Below are 15,276 nucleotides of genomic sequence, written 5' to 3'. Positions count from 1 at the left end.
TTTTTCTACTTTTGGGCTATTCAAATTTTAAACATGGGCTCCAAAACTTTGCCAACAGTACATTTTAACTACCAAACCAAAGATCTTGATGATAATACGCTGATTTCCTTATACAAGGGAATGCTAAAACCGCGCCTTATCGAAGAGAAGATGCTCATTCTACTCCGTCAAGGAAAAATCTCTAAGTGGTTTAGCGGTATCGGTCAAGAAGCCATCGCTGTGGGAATAACCACCGTGCTGGATAAGGACGAATATATTTTACCCATGCACCGAAACCTCGGTGTCTTTACAAGTCGTGATATACCCTTATACCGCCTGTTCTCACAATGGCAGGGGAAGGCAAACGGCTTTACCAAAGGACGCGACCGCAGCTTTCATTTTGGCACCCAGGAATTCAATATCGTAGGGATGATCTCCCATTTAGGCCCTCAATTTGGCGTGGCCGACGGGATTGCTCTTGCCAACAAGTTAAAGGGCAATAATAAGGTATGTGCCGTATTTACAGGGGAAGGCGGTGCCAGTGAAGGCGATATACACGAGGCACTCAATGTGGCGTCGGTTTGGGACCTGCCGGTGTTATTTTGTATAGAAAACAATGGCTACGGACTTTCTACTCCAACAAAAGAACAGTACAACTGTGAGCATTTGGCAGATCGCGGGAAGGGCTACGGAATGGAGAATTACATCATTGATGGCAATAACATCATAGAAGTATACACCAAGGTAAAGGAATTGGTGGAAAGCATGCGTACAAATCCGCGTCCCGTATTACTAGAATTTAAAACCTTTAGAATGCGCGGCCATGAAGAGGCCAGTGGTACCAAATACGTGCCGCAGCAGTTGTTAGATGAATGGGGGGCTAAAGATCCGTTGGAGAATTATGCGGCCTACCTACGGGAAAATAATATCTTATCGGAAGAAGACGAGGTGCGCTTTAAAACAGAAATCGTACATGAAATAAACGAAAATTTAGACCTGGCTTTTGCGGAACCAAAAATTGAACCCAATGAAAGTGTCGAATTAAATGACGTATTTCATCCCTTTACATATCAGGAGATTACACCAAATGAAACCACAAAGGAGTTACGTCTTATTGACGCTATTTCTGAAGGCTTAAAACAATCGATGGAACGGCATGAGAACCTGATCTTAATGGGGCAGGATATCGCTGAATACGGAGGGGTTTTTAAAATTACCGAAGGCTTTGTGGAAGCATTTGGCAAGGCACGCGTTCGAAATACCCCTATCTGCGAATCGGCTATCGTTTCGGCCGCCATGGGACTGTCCATCAACGGTTTTAAATCGGTAGTAGAAATGCAGTTTGCCGATTTTGTTACATCGGGATTCAACCCTATTATTAATTATCTGGCAAAGTCGCATTACCGTTGGAATGAAAAGGCCGATGTCGTGGTGCGAATGCCCTGTGGGGCAGGAGTGAGTGCAGGTCCGTTTCACAGTCAGACGAACGAGGCTTGGTTTACACATACCCCCGGATTAAAGGTGGTGTATCCTGCGTTTCCCTACGATGCAAAAGGACTGTTGGCAACCAGTATTGAAGATCCAAACCCGGTATTGTTCTTCGAACACAAGGCCCTATACCGAAGTATTCGCCAGGAAGTGCCTACCGATTATTATACCCTTCCGCTTGGCAAGGCCGCACTGCTAAAGGAAGGTGGTGATGTGACCATCATAACCTACGGAGCAGGGGTACATTGGGCCCTGGAGACCTTGCATGAGCTTTCGGAGGTATCGGCAGATCTTATCGACCTTCGAACCCTGATGCCGCTAGATACTGAGGCAATTTTTGCTTCGGTAAAGAAAACGGGAAGAGTTGTTATCTTACAGGAAGATTCCCGTTTTGGAGGCATTGCCTCCGATATTTCGGCCCTGATTTCAGAAAGCTGTTTCGAACATTTAGACGCACCCATTAAGCGCGTGGCAAGTATGGAAACACCCATACCTTTTGCTGCCCAACTGGAAACGCAGTACCTGTCCAAAGGAAAATTTAAAGAGGCTCTATTAGATGTATTGCATTATTAATTCGTTAACATTTGTTGTTAAACTTAAAACAAACATTCGTTCCGGTGCCTGATTTCATTGTATCTTTAGACTAATACTAACCCTAAAATCAACTTACTATGGTACGCTGGATCATTACTTTTTTGGTCATTGCAATTATTGCCGCCATTTTCGGATTCGGGAATATAGCAGGCGCGGCAACCGGGATTGCAAAAATAATTTTCTATATCTTTATCGTATTACTTGTACTATCTTTACTCAAAAGATTGTTTAGCAGGTAATCAAATTTCAACTAATACTAACTAAAATCGAACCTCATATGAAAAAACTATTTGTATTTGCTGTATTTGCAGCAGTACTACTCTCGTGTGGTACTCCAAAAACCGTTCAAGAATCAAGAAAAATAATCAAGGGATATTGGTCTTTAGACGCTATATCATATAGTGAATCGGGCAAATTCAATGTCACCATGTTCAACGACACCTCCAAGGAGTGTTTTGAAGGCACATCATGGCGCTTTATCCCCAATAACAATACAGGTGTATATACCGTAAACAATGGAAATTGTCCAACCGGTGATCGCAACTTTATCTTCGATATTCAGGAGATGGATGTGAATTCGGGACTGTATGATTTCTTGCTGAAACCCACGAATACCAAAGGTAAGTCCGATGACAACCGAGGCTTCCGGGTGCGTTTGGCACAATTAAACGATGCTTCCATGCGCTGGGAGCAAACGGTTACCCTTGAGGGGAAACCTTTTAAAATAACTATGAACTTTTCAAAAATTAGCGAATAATGAAAACACTATTTAAATCAATCTCTTTAGGAATTTTGGCTGTAGCGCTGGTTACTAATCTATCCAGCTGTGAGGCCACAAAAAATGCAAATAACAAACAAAAGGGAGCCGTTATTGGGGTTGCCAGTGGTGCCATATTGGGTGCTATTATAGGTAACAACGTGGGTAAAGGCGGAAATGGTGAGATGGGTGCCGTTATTGGTGGTGTTGTTGGAGGTACCGCCGGTGTCTTAATCGGTGCTAAAATGGACAAACAGGCTCAGAAAATCGAAGAAGAAATCCCCGGAGCCCAGGTAGAACGTGTAGACGACGGGATTGTTATCACTTTCGATGAAAACAGCGGTGTGTATTTCGATACCGGAAAATACAATATCAACGCAGCCTCTCAGGCCAATCTCGATAAGCTAACCGGAATTCTGAAAGAATATGTAGACACCAATGTATTGGTGGTTGGACATACCGACAGCGTTGGTTCGGACGAATCGAATATGACACTTTCTAAGAACAGAGCCATGGCAGTGACCAACTATTTTACAGCCACCAAAGGACTTAGTGCCGGAAGATTTACAACCAATTGGTTTGGCGAGCAAAGCCCGGTGGGAGACAATGCTACTGCCGAAGGTAGAGCCCAGAACCGCAGGGTTAATATTGTAATTGTTCCCAACGAGAAGATGAAGCAAGAGGCGCAAAAGGAAGCCAATAAAGGCTAAGCCTGCGATTGACATAATAAATAGTCCCGTTTTCAATGGAAGACGGGATTTTTTTTTGCCGAAAAAAAGACCGAACTTTAAGTGATGACTACAAAAGGCCCTTGGGATGTATTAATAATAGGCGGCGGCCTCGCCGGACTTACATGCGCATTGCAGCTGTCCAAGGCGGGCGTACAGGTTTTGGTGATAGAAAAGCAACCCTATCCCCACCACCGGGTTTGTGGCGAATACGTTTCGAACGAAGTGCTACCCCATTTAAACTCATTGGGCATCGACCCTTTTGCCGCAGGGGCCAAGCCAATCACACGGTTCGAAATGAGTACCAAGAAAGGCGCACTGCTTTCCACCGAATTACCGTTGGGCGGCTTTGGCATTAGTCGGTATGCCTTTGACAATTTACTATACGAGGCGGTAAAAAATAAAGCCGACATCCTTTTTGAAACGGTTGAAAGCGTCACTTTTTCTAATGAAATGTTTTCGGTTAGTACACTTAACCGCAACACCTATAAGGCAGCCTATGTGGTTGGCGCCTTTGGAAAACGCTCTCAGCTAGATATATCACTGAAGCGGTCGTTTATACAACAGAAATCCCCCTGGCTAGGGGTTAAAATGCATTACCAAGCCGAATTTCCGGACGATTTGGTGGCATTGCACAATTTTGAAGGCGGGTATTGCGGCCTCTCCAAAACCGAAACCGATGTGGTAAACGCCTGCTATTTGACGACCTATGCCTCCTTTAAGCACCATGGGAATATAGCAGCCTTTCAGCAAAACGTACTAGCTAAAAATCCACATCTGGCCGCATTTTTTAGCGATGCCATCCCTGTATTCGAAAAACCCTTGACGATTAGTCAGATATCTTTTGAACAGAAAAAGCCGGTGGCCGATCATATTTTTATGATAGGGGACAGTGCCGGACTCATACATCCACTCTGCGGAAATGGGATGGCGATGGCCATCCACGGGGCCAAGCTGTTTTCGGAACGCTATTTAGCAGCCGGACAGCAGGGCGGTATCCATCGAGAACAATTGGAAATGGATTACACCCGAGCCTGGAAGACCACTTTCGAAAAGCGATTGCGGACAGGGCGACGTATACAGAGTGCGCTGCTGCATCCTATAGCAGCAAAGGTAGGACTGGGTTTGGTAAAATCCATGCCTTCGATCCTACCGCATATTATCAAGAAAACACATGGAACCCTGGTCTAAATGGTAGTTTTTTCAGCAAAATATCGCTCGGAGGCAGTGGAGATCATGGACGATTTCAACCTACAAGGAGGGGAAATGAAACGATTGCTTTCCGATTTGCGGTGGGTGAACAAATGGTTGGGTGGAACCGAGATTAGTCTGCAGGGAATTGGGATGTTGCTGAACGGCATTCCCAAAGAAAAAACAATTACCTTGCTCGATATAGGCTGTGGGGATGGGGAACTACTGCGGCAATGTGCGCGCTATGCACAGAAAAAAGGCCATCGCTTTCGGCTTATAGGCATCGATGCCAACGAACATATCTTGGAGGAGGCAAAAATTCGCTCCAAGGCGTTCCCAGCCATCTCATTTCAAAAAATTGATGTACTTTCAGAAGCGTATTTGTTGCCTGAGTTTGATATTGCGCTGTGTACCTTGTTCTTACATCATTTTAAGCATGAGGAGATCGTACAACTGCTTCAGAAAATAATGGAAAGGGCGAAGGTGGGGATGGTGATCAACGACTTAGAGCGCAGCCGAATCGCATTTTGGTTGTTCAAAGTCATAAGCCACTTGTTTTTAAAAACCAAAACGGCGCGTTACGACGGTTTGGTGTCTATCGCCAGCGGGTTTACAAAACAGGAAATAAAAAATATAGCACAACAGGTGAATGCCCCAAGTTCGACCGTAACATGGAAATGGGCGTTTCGTTACCAATGGGTGATTAAAACCAACATATGACAGTAAAAATTACATCGGTTGCCAAGCAACTACCTCCTTATACACGTACTACGGCAGAGATACTTCCGTATGTGGAAGCCTGGCTGGAAGGACAGGAGCCGCGGTTTAAACGAAAGGTCTTAAAAATATTTGAAGGTGCGGGCGTCGATAGACGCTATTCCATCATGGATGCCCATGAGGTCTTTATGAAGAATAGCTTCGAAGAGCGCAACGAGATCTATGTGCGAGAAGTAAAAAAACTGGGGCGTCAAGCTCTGGAAAAAGCCTTGGACAAGGCGCAATGGAAACCAACCGATATCGACTTCCTGATTACCGTAAGCTGCACCGGCATTATGATTCCTTCGGTGGATGCCTATTTGATCAATGACCTACAAATGCGGCAGGATGTGGTACGACTTCCGGTTACCGAAATGGGCTGCGCAGCGGGTGTTTCGGGGGTGATCTATGCGAAGAACTTTTTAAAGGCCAATCCCGGAAAACGAGCAGCGGTCGTTGCCTTGGAATCGCCTACGGCCACCTTTCAGCTAGACGATTATTCCATGGTGAACATTGTGAGTGCTGCCATCTTTGGGGATGGTGCTGCCTGTGTATTGCTGTCATCAGATCCACAGGATGACGGCGTCAAGATCATCGACGAGGCCATGTATCATTTTTACGACGCCACCCATATGATGGGTTTTAAATGGGTCAATACAGGTTTGCAAATGATCTTGGACAAGGATGTGCCCGAACAGATAGCGGCGCATTTCCCGGCCATTGTTCATCCCTTTCTGAAAAAAAACAACAAGACCATTGAAGAAATAGACCACCTTATCTTTCATCCCGGGGGTAAAAAGATTGTGCAAACGGTGGAAGAGCTGTTTGGAAGTCTGAATAAGAACATTGACGATACCAAAGAAGTTCTTACCTTGTATGGAAATATGAGCAGTGCCACCGTTTTATATGTTTTAGAGCGTTTTATGGAAAAGGAGATCCCGAAAGGAGAATTGGGGTTGATGCTTAGCTTTGGACCCGGTTTTTCGGCACAGCGGGTGTTATTAGAGTTTTAAATGAAAAAGGAATTTACAGATATATGGGGCCTTATCTTGGGCGGCAGTAGCGGGCTGGGACTCGCAAGTGCCAGAAAGTTGGCTGCCCACGGGATGCATGTTTGCATTGTACATCGCGATCGGAAAAATAATCTGGCTCAGTTTGAAGCCGAAGTAACCCAAATGAGATCTCAGGGGGTCCAAGTGCTCACTTTTAATAAGGACGCCCTTTCGGAAGCAACCATCCACGAGGTCGTTGCATCACTTCCGAAGAAAAAGGTTGGGCTAATACTACACAGTATTGCGAAGGGCAGCTTGAAAACTATGATAGGAAAGCCCGATCATGTGCTTACCAAGGGAGATATAGAACTTACAAGCCATGCCATGGGAATTAGTTGGTATGCGTGGATACGCGCCTTGCTGGATGCTGACAGGCTTGCGAAGGAGGTGTGTAATATTGCCTTTACCAGTGAGGGCAACGCCAAGGTATGGCCCGGTTACGGAGCGGTTTCCGTTGCCAAGGCAAGCTTGGAGGCCTTGATGCGGCAAATGGCCGTGGAACTGGCACCCTTGGGCATACGGTCCAATTGCATACAGGCCGGTACTACGCAAACACCCTCTTTTGAAATGATACCGGGAAGTGAACAACTCGCCGAAATGTCCAAGAAAAGGAATCCGTTTAGTCGCTTGACCACCCCTGAGGACGTGGCGAATGCGGTCTATTTGTTGTGTACTGCGGAAGCCCGATGGATCAACGGCAGCGTGCTAAAGGTAGATGGAGGGGAAAGTCTACGCTAATGGCCCATTTTCAACACATACTCGACCAATTGCCCTATTCGGAGCCGTTTCGTTTTGTGGATAGTCTGGAAGCTGTTTCTGAAAGTGGGGTGGAAGGGAGGTACCGCTTTGGTGAAGATGCCTATTTTTATAAAGGTCATTTTAAAGGGAATCCGATTACCCCCGGCGTTATTTTGACCGAATGTATGGCACAAATAGGTGTGGTGTGTTTGGGTATCTTTCTGTTGTCCGAAGCTGCTTCGGACGGCACTCAAATTGCATTGTCCCATCACGAGGTCGATTTCTACCTGCCCGTCTATCCGGGTGAAACGGTTAGGGTGATTTCAGAAAAGGAATACTTTCGGTTTCAAAAATTACAATGCAAGGTAAAAATGCTAAATGAAAAAGGGGAGTTGGTATGTAAGGGTGTAATAAGTGGCATGGTAGTTAAATAGCATTGTCAGTTCGAGTGATTCCTTTTTACAGCCGTAAAAAGGAATTGTATCGAGAATGAGTTGGGAAGTTTTATATAGTATTGAACATAAAATCACTTCTCGATACTATTTCGCTTTGCGAAATCACTCGAAGTGACAGAGAATAATTATGAAAAAAAGAGTGGTCATAACGGGATTAGGAATTGTGGCGCCGAACGGCGTGGGAGTGCCGCAGTTTACGGAAGCCATCAAAAAAGGGGTTTCGGGCATTGCCTTTTATCCGCAACTAAGGGCATTGAATTTTTCCTGTCAGATAGGAGGCATCCCAACGATTTCGGAAGAAAAGAAACGCGATTATTTTACCGAACTACAACTAAAGAATTTTAACAGCAGCGGTATCCTATACGGAGTGATTGCCGGAATGGACGCCATGCGCGATGCGGGCATCAGCCCTTCCGAAAAAAACAAGGCGCCCCTCTGGGATCTGGGCATCGTCTTTGGTACCGGCACCAGCGGGGTGGATAAATTCAGAGAAGCTATTTATAAACTGGACGAAGGCAATGTGCGTCGCTTGGGCAGTACTACCGTGGGACAGACCATGGCCAGTGGTATCAGTGCGTATCTGGGAGGCATGATAGGCGCCGGGAATGCAGTCACCACCAATTCATCGGCCTGTGCCACCGGAACCGAAGCCATTTTGATGGGCTATGAGCGTATTGCCTCGGGCCAGGCCAACCAGATGCTCTGTGGCAGTACTAGCGATGACGGTCCCTATGTTTGGGGTGGCTTTGATGCCATGAAGGTGATCACCTATAAACACAACGATACCCCCACCGAGGGATCGCGCCCTATGAGCGCTTCGGCCAGTGGCTTTGTACCGGGAAGCGGGGCAGGAGCGCTGCTGTTAGAAAGCCTGGAAAGCGCCCAAGAAAGAGGGGCGACCATTTATGCTGAAGTTTTGGGCGGTGCCATAAACAGCGGAGGCCAACGAGGCGAGGGGAGTATGACGGCGCCCAATAGCGAAGCCGTTCAAAAATGTATCAAGGAAGCCTTGGTAGCTGCCGGAATCGCGGCTTCGGAACTGGATTATATCAACGGACACCTAACCGCTACCATCAAAGATTCGGTGGAGATTGCCAACTGGAGCGAAGCCCTGGATCGCCGTGGCACCGATTTTCCCTATATCAATTCCCTGAAGGGGATGGTGGGACATTGCCTGGCGGCCAGTGGCAGTGTGGAGGCCGTTTCGGCTGTGCTGCAATTACAGCAGGGGTTTGTTTTTCCAAATGTGAATTGTGAGGACCTGCATCCCGAAATAACCCAACGCATTGCTTCAGAAAGGATTCCGCGGCAATTGATACAGACACCACTTCAAACGGTGGCAAAAGCGAGTTTTGGCTTTGGAGATGTCAATGCGTGTGTTATCTTTAGAAAAATTTAATACTGCTATGACTTCGGAAAGAATTTACGAAAAACTATTGCCTATAATTCAGACGTACTTACCCGAAGATGTTTCCAAGGAGGCGGTGAATAGGGAGAGTGACCTCACACGGGAGCTCAATATTAATTCGGCGCATTTGGTGGATATCGTATTGGATGTGGAGGATCAATTTGATATCGAATTTGCCAATGAAGACATGGAACAACTCCGAACCTTGAACGATGCGATTGGTATTATTATGAGGAAGGTGGGTGAGCGGTGAGCGGTGAGGAGAAAAGAGCCAAGAAGTGAAAAGTGAAAATGGATTCTTCGGCTTCGCCTCAGAATGGTGAGCCGTGAACAGTTAATAGTAAAGCGTGAGTAGAGAGGAGTGAGTGGCTGGAAGCTGGAAGCACGAAGTTTGCAGTTCTTGCAAATTCACTGTAATGTCACTTCGAGTGTTTTTGGGCGCGCAGCGAACAAAAATGTATCGAGAAGGATTGGCTAAATGGTTTGTTGGGAATGAGGGATTCTTCAGTCGATACGCTCCTTCTGAATGACAGGGAAGTGAGCGGTGAGAAGAAAAGGAGCCAAGAAGTGAAAAGTGAAAAGTGAGAAGTTAAAAGTGAAAAGTGAATAGTGAATAGTGAATAGTGAAGAGTGAGTGGCTGGAAGCTGGAAGCACGAAGTTTGCAGTTCTTGCAAATTCACTGTAATGTCACTTCGAGTGTTTTTGAGCGCGCAGCGAACAAAAATGTATCGAGAAGGATTGGCTAAATGGTTTGTTGGGAATGAGGGATTCTTCGCTCCACGTTGTTACACTCTGAATGACAGGGAAGTGAAGTATTTCGACAGGCTCAGTGTGACATGGTAGATGATAGCTAATAAACAAATCCATGTCGGTCTGAGCTTGTCGAAGACGTTTTTATAGTTGCCTTAGAAAGACTAGGTGCAACACTTTGCTAAATCAATATCCAACTATGTTCCGAACAAGTTTTCCAAAAATAATGCCGCAGCGACTGGCTGTAAAACTGACGGCAGTTGGTGAACGCAGTGTTCGCAGCGGACATCCTTGGATCTTTTCAGAAAGTATTGAGAAAATAAACAAAGAAGGAAAAGCAGGGGACATAGCGATTATTTTTAGTCATACCAAGAACAAGGTGATGGGCATTGGCCTGTACGACCCCGATTCGCCCATACGGATTAAAATGCTGCATCACGAAGGATCGGCCACGATTGATGCCGACTTCTTTTCAGAAAAGATATTTGCCGCATTTGCGCTACGGACTCCGCTTTTAGAGACCAAGACCAATAGCTACCGACTCCTGTTTGGAGAAAACGATGGCTTTCCGGGCTTTATAGCCGATGTCTACGACAAGGTGCTGGTGGTAAAATTGTATTCGGCGATCTGGATTCCCTATTTGGAATCGATATTGGAGGTGCTTTTGGCGGTTACGAACTGTGAAACGATCGTGCTGCGACTCAGTAGAAACCTACAAGCAAAGACAAAACTCGGATGTACAGACGGGCAGGTAGTATACGGTGAACTTGAGCACGAAGTGGTGCCATTTTTAGAGCAGGGGGTCCATTTTTCGGCCCATGTGATCAAGGGACATAAGACCGGCTATTTTTTGGATCATCGCCACAATAGGAAGCAGGTAGGACGCTATGCCGAAGGCAAGTCCGTGTTGGATGTGTTTGCCTATGCAGGGGGCTTTTCGGTACATGCCCTGGTGAATGGTGCCACGGAAGTCACCAGTTTGGACATTAGCGAACAAGCGTTAGAATTGGCCATTGCCAATGGAAAACGAAATACTTTTAAAGGGAAGCACCATACCATAGCGGGCGATGCCTTTAAGGAGTTACAGCAGTTGATCGCTGCCAAGAAAACCTATGATGTGGTGGTTATCGATCCGCCGAGCTTCGCCAAACGCCAGTCGGAAATAGAGGTGGCCAAAAAGAAATATGCGCAATTGGCCCAATTGGGAGCTGCTTTGACGGCTAAAAAGGGTTTGTTGGTATTGGCATCCTGCTCGTCGCGGGTGGCTTCGGAAGAATTCTTCGAGATCAATGAGACGGCCTTAAAGCACACACGTCGTCGCTACAAACTGCAATTAAAAACGGATCACGATATCGATCATCCCATCAGCTTTCCGGAGGGAGCCTATTTAAAATGTGGGTATTATCGGTTTTTAGATTAATTGTCTTCAGCAACCACTTCTTCCTTTACAGGAATATACAAAGAAGCCAGTACGCCCGCCAACAAGGACAGGGAGATTACGCTGAGCGACAGCCATTCGGGCATGGACACGTGATGTGCCAGGATCATTTTTATCCCAACAAAGCTGAGGATGACCACCAGGCTGTAGTTGATATAACGGAATTTCTGCAGCATTCTGGAAATAAGGAAATACATGGATCGGAGTCCGAGTATGGCCAAAATATTCGAGCTAAAGACGATAAAGGGGTCGGCGGTAATGGCGAGGATGGCCGGAATACTGTCCAATGCGAAAAGGACATCGGTGAGTTCGATGATCATCAGGGCCACGAACAGGGGTGTTGCCGCGCGAATTCCCATACGACGGATAAAGAATCGGTCGCCATCCATGATGTGGGAGACGGCAAAAAACTTACGGATTAGGCGATACATGGACGACTTTCGGGGATCGAATTTTTCGGAGGAGGAGGTCAGCATCTTATAGGCAGTATAGAGAAGGAAGGCTCCGAATACGTAGATGATCCAGTCGAATTTATTGATAAGTGCCACTCCGAAGAAGATCATAAGGCCTCTAAAAACGATGGCGCCTAAAATTCCCCAAAACAAGACGCGGTGTTGGTATTTGTCGGGGATGGCGAAGGAGGAAAAGATGACGGCGATTACAAAGACGTTATCGATACTGAGGGAAAGCTCGATAAGGTAGCCGGTAATGTATTTTAGAACGGCGTTGTGGGGGGTGAGGTTGGTAGGGTTTTCTACCAGTCCGTTGGAGAACACCCACCAGATGACTCCGGAGAAGGCCAGGGCTACCGAAACCCAGATAGCGGTCCAGATGGAGGCTTCTTTGGTTTTGATGACATGTGCTTTTCGGTTAAATACGCCTAGATCCAGTGCTAAAAAGAAGATAATAACGACAATAAAAACGATCCAGACGGCCATAGTTGAAAATTTGCACGAAAATAAAGAGGACGGAGGAATAATTACGATAATAAAATGTTAATATCTTGCAAATTGGCTGTGGAAAGTACAGTTATTTGTGGGATGTATAGAAAGCCAAAAAAGGGGTTTGAATTATTAAAAATAAACCGTAACTTGTTAACCCGACACCAGATAACCTTAGATATGATGGCGGAAATAGATCTACAAACCCTTAATTAAGTATACTATGCAGGCAAAACTTGGGCAGCTAAGCGATTTAAAGTTTAATTTAGAGACCTGGAGACGCGAATTGCGTTTCCATTTTGATGAAATGGATACCTTCCAGGAGAAGTTGGAAGAGATTTCCATTCGGGAATTTGGGCAGGAGGCCCGACAAGGCATTGAGAATTTCGAAAACCGTATCATGTTGGAGAAATCGGCTATTGCCAAATTAAGACACCGCTGCAAGGCGAAGATGCGTGAATTGGACACCACGCATTTGGACGAGTTGAATGTATCGAGAGTCTACCATGAACAGAGTCCGTTACGCGAGGATATGCGGATGTATATCAAGATGCATTACGACTTGAAGGAGGAGATGATGAATTTCTTTACAGAGTACCTGTAATACAAAGTACGGATGCTTGCTATAGAGTTACCCCTGGGGAAGATTCCACAAGATGGGGTAGTTCTCCAAAAACCCTATTTGACATAATATAAATTATAGTACATTTGGATTCCATAGCGAAAACGGCGAATACTACCGTATTTGATATAATTGTAGATATAACAACACCTAAGTGTTTTATATCGTCAACAATTATGTCACAGCCGTTTTGTTATAGTACATTTGATATATATGCGAATAGCGCGTTTACGCGCTATTTTACATAGTTCCAGATATGACACCTTTGGGTTCATATCGATATGTGAAAATTCTTTTGCGGAAGACCTTCCTACTTTACGTAATTCAGTTATAAGTTTTAAGACCAACCTAGAAACTAATATTGTATTCCTCTTCCGAGATTAGTACGGATAGATACATTTATATCCGTATTCTGTACTTGACCATTCATATCAGTATCAAGGTTAGAATAACCAGCGGTTCCTAATTGATCTATTACCTCAATAACATCAGAATTCTGTATTTGACCATTAGGCTGTGCATCTCCAGAAATCATGGCGAAAACACCACCTATATTTATTACCGCGTTGTTCCCGCCAAATACAAGTAGCGGGTCGGAACTAAGATCAATAGCTGTCTCAGTACTCATGGAAACGGGTAAGGCGCTCAGAATTGACAAATGATTTCTATGCTGAACAAGTAAGTAATAATCGTCTGCGGATGCATGAAAATTGACTGCAGAAACACCATCAATATTGACTATATCCCCGTCCCTCTGAAGCAAGGCCGAACGCCCTTCAACCACAATTGATCGATCTGACGAATCACGAAGTTCCAGCCACACCCAATCTACGATGGCATCATCGCCTGTAGCACTAAATACAGAATTATCGCAAAGTAATCCATCAGTATAGGGACTTGTAGTTGGTAAAAGTTCCGCCACACGCAAATCATCACGCATTAAGTCTTCCTCTCCAACAATAGGGTTAATTAATGACCCTTGCAGAAAAACAGTTGAACTAAGAACTAATGCCTCGTATAAAAATTCTTCAGTTAATACTGAACTCCAATTCCCATATATGTCCTTAAACTGAAAATGGATATGGTTAATCGAATTCACCTCAAGTCCAGATATATCAACATCCTCTGAAAAAACAATTGTTTCTTCGGGTGTAAAAGCCCCGGAAATTCTACCCGCAAAGTCATCATTAAACCAAAGCCTGTAAGCAGCTATCTTATTACTTCCCAATCCGATGGGTTTATCGTTATATATAAATTCAGAAACCACCGATGACCAAACACCTTTTTCGTCTTTAAATCTAATATGAAATTGATGCAACCCCGTTCCCAATGAACCAACGTTGTCATTTAAGCCTAATAGTAAAGGATTAGTGCCAGACCCGTTGCCAACGATTCTGCCAGCATAATCGTTATCATACCAGTATTCGTAGTCAACAACGTTATTTGTTCCTGAGTTTGATGTATTTTGAACATAAACAAATTCTGATAATACTGATGACCAATGGTTTTCTTCATCCCTAACTCTAAAGTGTAATATGTTTAAGCCATTAGTTAAACCTGTTGTTACAGCATCAAAATCTAAGCTTTCAAATGAGTTTGAAGCACTTAAACTTGTTGTTTGTTTTCCAAAATAATCATCATTGAACCAATACTCATAATTTGTTAGTTTTAGTGCATTTGGATTATCTATTGTAATTACTCCATTACCTAATAAGTTGGCTGTATCTAATATGGTATTATTCTGAAAACTTGCCTCTATTACTGCTGTTTTTTCTCCTACTGTATCTGGATCAAAACTTAAGACAACAATATCTGAATCACCAGGATTAAATAGCTTTGGTAAAACTGGTTGCTGGATAATAGAAAACAAGTCAGCATTCATGCCTGTTATACTTAAACCTGCCACTGTATAGGGTGCACTACTAGAATTTGAAACTGTAAGTGTAACAAGTACAGCACCTCCATAAATATAAACATCACCAAAATTATACTCTGCAGATATATTCGTATCATAATCTGTTTCTGCAGTTTCTACAGCTTCTCCTGTAAATGTTAATACTACTGAATTATTGTTGCTAGAAGTATTATTTATAATAAAATCTACTGTTTTATTACCTACGCTTAATGGTTCAAAATTAACTGAAACGTCAATAGTATCGTTTGGTAAAATATTAAATGGAACCGCAGGAGCATTAAAATGGAAATGATTATTATCTATACCGGACAACTGTAAACTTGTAATCGTTAAATCAACATCTCCAACGTTTTGAATAATCATATCTTTTGTTGTTGAATTGCTTAATGCAGTTTGAGGAAACTCCAACCCATTTAAAGAAACCAATATCTGAGAATTAGGTGGTGTTCCTAACAAATCATTT

General features: G+C 44.3%; 15 protein-coding genes. 13 read left to right on the top strand and 2 right to left on the bottom strand.

Going from position 1 to position 15,276, the window contains the following annotated elements; genetic code table 11:
• Positions 1-33: 33 nt before the first annotated feature.
• From K8F54_RS03275 to K8F54_RS03220, 12 genes are all read left to right on the top strand, one after another.
• Positions 34-2,040: a dehydrogenase E1 component subunit alpha/beta gene (locus K8F54_RS03275; RefSeq protein WP_290786954.1), complete on the top strand. Its 2,007-nt coding sequence runs from the start codon at positions 34-36 to the stop codon at positions 2,038-2,040.
• A 98-nt stretch (positions 2,041-2,138) separates the two neighbouring features.
• Positions 2,139-2,300, top strand: coding sequence for a DUF1328 domain-containing protein (locus K8F54_RS03270; RefSeq protein ID WP_290786951.1), 162 nt, complete (start codon positions 2,139-2,141; stop codon positions 2,298-2,300).
• Between the two features lie 38 nt (positions 2,301-2,338).
• Positions 2,339-2,818: a lipocalin family protein gene (locus K8F54_RS03265; protein ID WP_290786949.1), complete on the top strand. Its 480-nt coding sequence runs from the start codon at positions 2,339-2,341 to the stop codon at positions 2,816-2,818.
• Positions 2,818-3,528 (top strand): OmpA family protein, encoded by a 711-nt coding sequence (locus K8F54_RS03260; protein ID WP_290786946.1) that lies wholly within the window; start codon positions 2,818-2,820, stop codon positions 3,526-3,528. The genes K8F54_RS03265 and K8F54_RS03260 overlap by 1 nt, the downstream gene beginning before the upstream one ends.
• Before the next feature lie 84 nt (positions 3,529-3,612).
• Complete coding sequence (locus K8F54_RS03255) at positions 3,613-4,737, top strand: NAD(P)/FAD-dependent oxidoreductase (RefSeq protein ID WP_290786943.1); 1,125 nt, start codon at positions 3,613-3,615, stop codon at positions 4,735-4,737.
• Positions 4,738-5,457, top strand: a complete 720-nt coding sequence (locus K8F54_RS03250; RefSeq protein ID WP_290786940.1) for a methyltransferase domain-containing protein — start codon at positions 4,738-4,740, stop codon at positions 5,455-5,457.
• Positions 5,454-6,506 (top strand): type III polyketide synthase, encoded by a 1,053-nt coding sequence (locus tag K8F54_RS03245; protein WP_290786937.1) that lies wholly within the window; start codon positions 5,454-5,456, stop codon positions 6,504-6,506. Before K8F54_RS03250 ends, K8F54_RS03245 begins: the two co-directional genes overlap by 4 nt.
• Positions 6,507-7,283 carry an SDR family oxidoreductase gene (locus K8F54_RS03240; protein ID WP_290786934.1) on the top strand — a complete coding sequence of 259 codons (777 nt, stop codon included), beginning with the start codon at positions 6,507-6,509 and terminating at the stop codon, positions 7,281-7,283.
• Complete coding sequence (locus tag K8F54_RS03235; RefSeq protein ID WP_290786931.1) at positions 7,283-7,717, top strand: hydroxymyristoyl-ACP dehydratase; 435 nt, start codon at positions 7,283-7,285, stop codon at positions 7,715-7,717. The genes K8F54_RS03240 and K8F54_RS03235 overlap by 1 nt, the downstream gene beginning before the upstream one ends.
• 148 nt (positions 7,718-7,865) lie before the next feature.
• Complete coding sequence (locus tag K8F54_RS03230) at positions 7,866-9,137, top strand: beta-ketoacyl-[acyl-carrier-protein] synthase family protein (RefSeq protein WP_290786928.1); 1,272 nt, start codon at positions 7,866-7,868, stop codon at positions 9,135-9,137.
• 7 nt (positions 9,138-9,144) lie between these two features.
• Positions 9,145-9,399 carry a phosphopantetheine-binding protein gene (locus tag K8F54_RS03225; RefSeq protein ID WP_290786925.1) on the top strand — a complete coding sequence of 85 codons (255 nt, stop codon included), beginning with the start codon at positions 9,145-9,147 and terminating at the stop codon, positions 9,397-9,399.
• Positions 9,400-10,096: 697 nt separating this feature from the next.
• Complete coding sequence (locus K8F54_RS03220; protein WP_290786923.1) at positions 10,097-11,317, top strand: class I SAM-dependent rRNA methyltransferase; 1,221 nt, start codon at positions 10,097-10,099, stop codon at positions 11,315-11,317.
• On the opposite strand, the gene K8F54_RS03215 is transcribed toward K8F54_RS03220, so the two are convergent.
• The gene (locus K8F54_RS03215) at positions 11,314-12,273 is read right to left on the bottom strand and encodes a TerC family protein (protein ID WP_290786920.1); all 960 of its coding nucleotides are present in this window, start codon (positions 12,271-12,273) and stop codon (positions 11,314-11,316) included. The genes K8F54_RS03220 and K8F54_RS03215 overlap by 4 nt on opposite strands.
• Positions 12,274-12,499: 226 nt before the next feature.
• On the opposite strand from K8F54_RS03215, the gene K8F54_RS03210 reads away from it, so the two are divergent.
• Complete coding sequence (locus tag K8F54_RS03210) at positions 12,500-12,880, top strand: hypothetical protein (RefSeq protein WP_290786918.1); 381 nt, start codon at positions 12,500-12,502, stop codon at positions 12,878-12,880.
• 373 nt (positions 12,881-13,253) lie between these two features.
• Here K8F54_RS03210 and K8F54_RS03205 read toward each other — a convergent pair.
• On the bottom strand, positions 13,254-15,276 hold a 2,023-nt coding region (locus K8F54_RS03205), incomplete at its 5' end, for a choice-of-anchor D domain-containing protein (RefSeq protein ID WP_290786915.1).

Origin of the sequence: Altibacter sp. (genome assembly GCF_019913785.1) — a bacterium.
In the GTDB taxonomy this organism is placed as follows: Bacteria; Bacteroidota; Bacteroidia; order Flavobacteriales; family Flavobacteriaceae; genus Altibacter.
This window is presented reverse-complemented; position numbering and strand designations above follow the sequence as displayed.

Excerpts from the sequence above, each read along its gene's own strand:
- K8F54_RS03210 (WP_290786918.1), top strand. The coding sequence starts at position 12,500 with ATGCAGGCAAAACTTGGGCAGCTAAGCGATTTAAAGTTTAATTTAGAG.
- K8F54_RS03270 (WP_290786951.1), top strand. The coding sequence starts at position 2,139 with ATGGTACGCTGGATCATTACTTTTTTGGTCATTGCAATTATTGCCGCC.
- K8F54_RS03215 (WP_290786920.1), bottom strand. The coding sequence starts at position 12,273 with ATGGCCGTCTGGATCGTTTTTATTGTCGTTATTATCTTCTTTTTAGCA.
- K8F54_RS03265 (WP_290786949.1), top strand. The coding sequence starts at position 2,339 with ATGAAAAAACTATTTGTATTTGCTGTATTTGCAGCAGTACTACTCTCG.
- K8F54_RS03235 (WP_290786931.1), top strand. The coding sequence starts at position 7,283 with ATGGCCCATTTTCAACACATACTCGACCAATTGCCCTATTCGGAGCCG.
- K8F54_RS03240 (WP_290786934.1), top strand. The coding sequence starts at position 6,507 with ATGAAAAAGGAATTTACAGATATATGGGGCCTTATCTTGGGCGGCAGT.
- K8F54_RS03250 (WP_290786940.1), top strand. The coding sequence starts at position 4,738 with ATGGTAGTTTTTTCAGCAAAATATCGCTCGGAGGCAGTGGAGATCATG.
- K8F54_RS03230 (WP_290786928.1), top strand. The coding sequence starts at position 7,866 with ATGAAAAAAAGAGTGGTCATAACGGGATTAGGAATTGTGGCGCCGAAC.
- K8F54_RS03220 (WP_290786923.1), top strand. The coding sequence starts at position 10,097 with ATGTTCCGAACAAGTTTTCCAAAAATAATGCCGCAGCGACTGGCTGTA.
- K8F54_RS03275 (WP_290786954.1), top strand. The coding sequence starts at position 34 with ATGGGCTCCAAAACTTTGCCAACAGTACATTTTAACTACCAAACCAAA.
- K8F54_RS03260 (WP_290786946.1), top strand. The coding sequence starts at position 2,818 with ATGAAAACACTATTTAAATCAATCTCTTTAGGAATTTTGGCTGTAGCG.
- K8F54_RS03255 (WP_290786943.1), top strand. The coding sequence starts at position 3,613 with ATGACTACAAAAGGCCCTTGGGATGTATTAATAATAGGCGGCGGCCTC.
- K8F54_RS03225 (WP_290786925.1), top strand. The coding sequence starts at position 9,145 with ATGACTTCGGAAAGAATTTACGAAAAACTATTGCCTATAATTCAGACG.
- K8F54_RS03245 (WP_290786937.1), top strand. The coding sequence starts at position 5,454 with ATGACAGTAAAAATTACATCGGTTGCCAAGCAACTACCTCCTTATACA.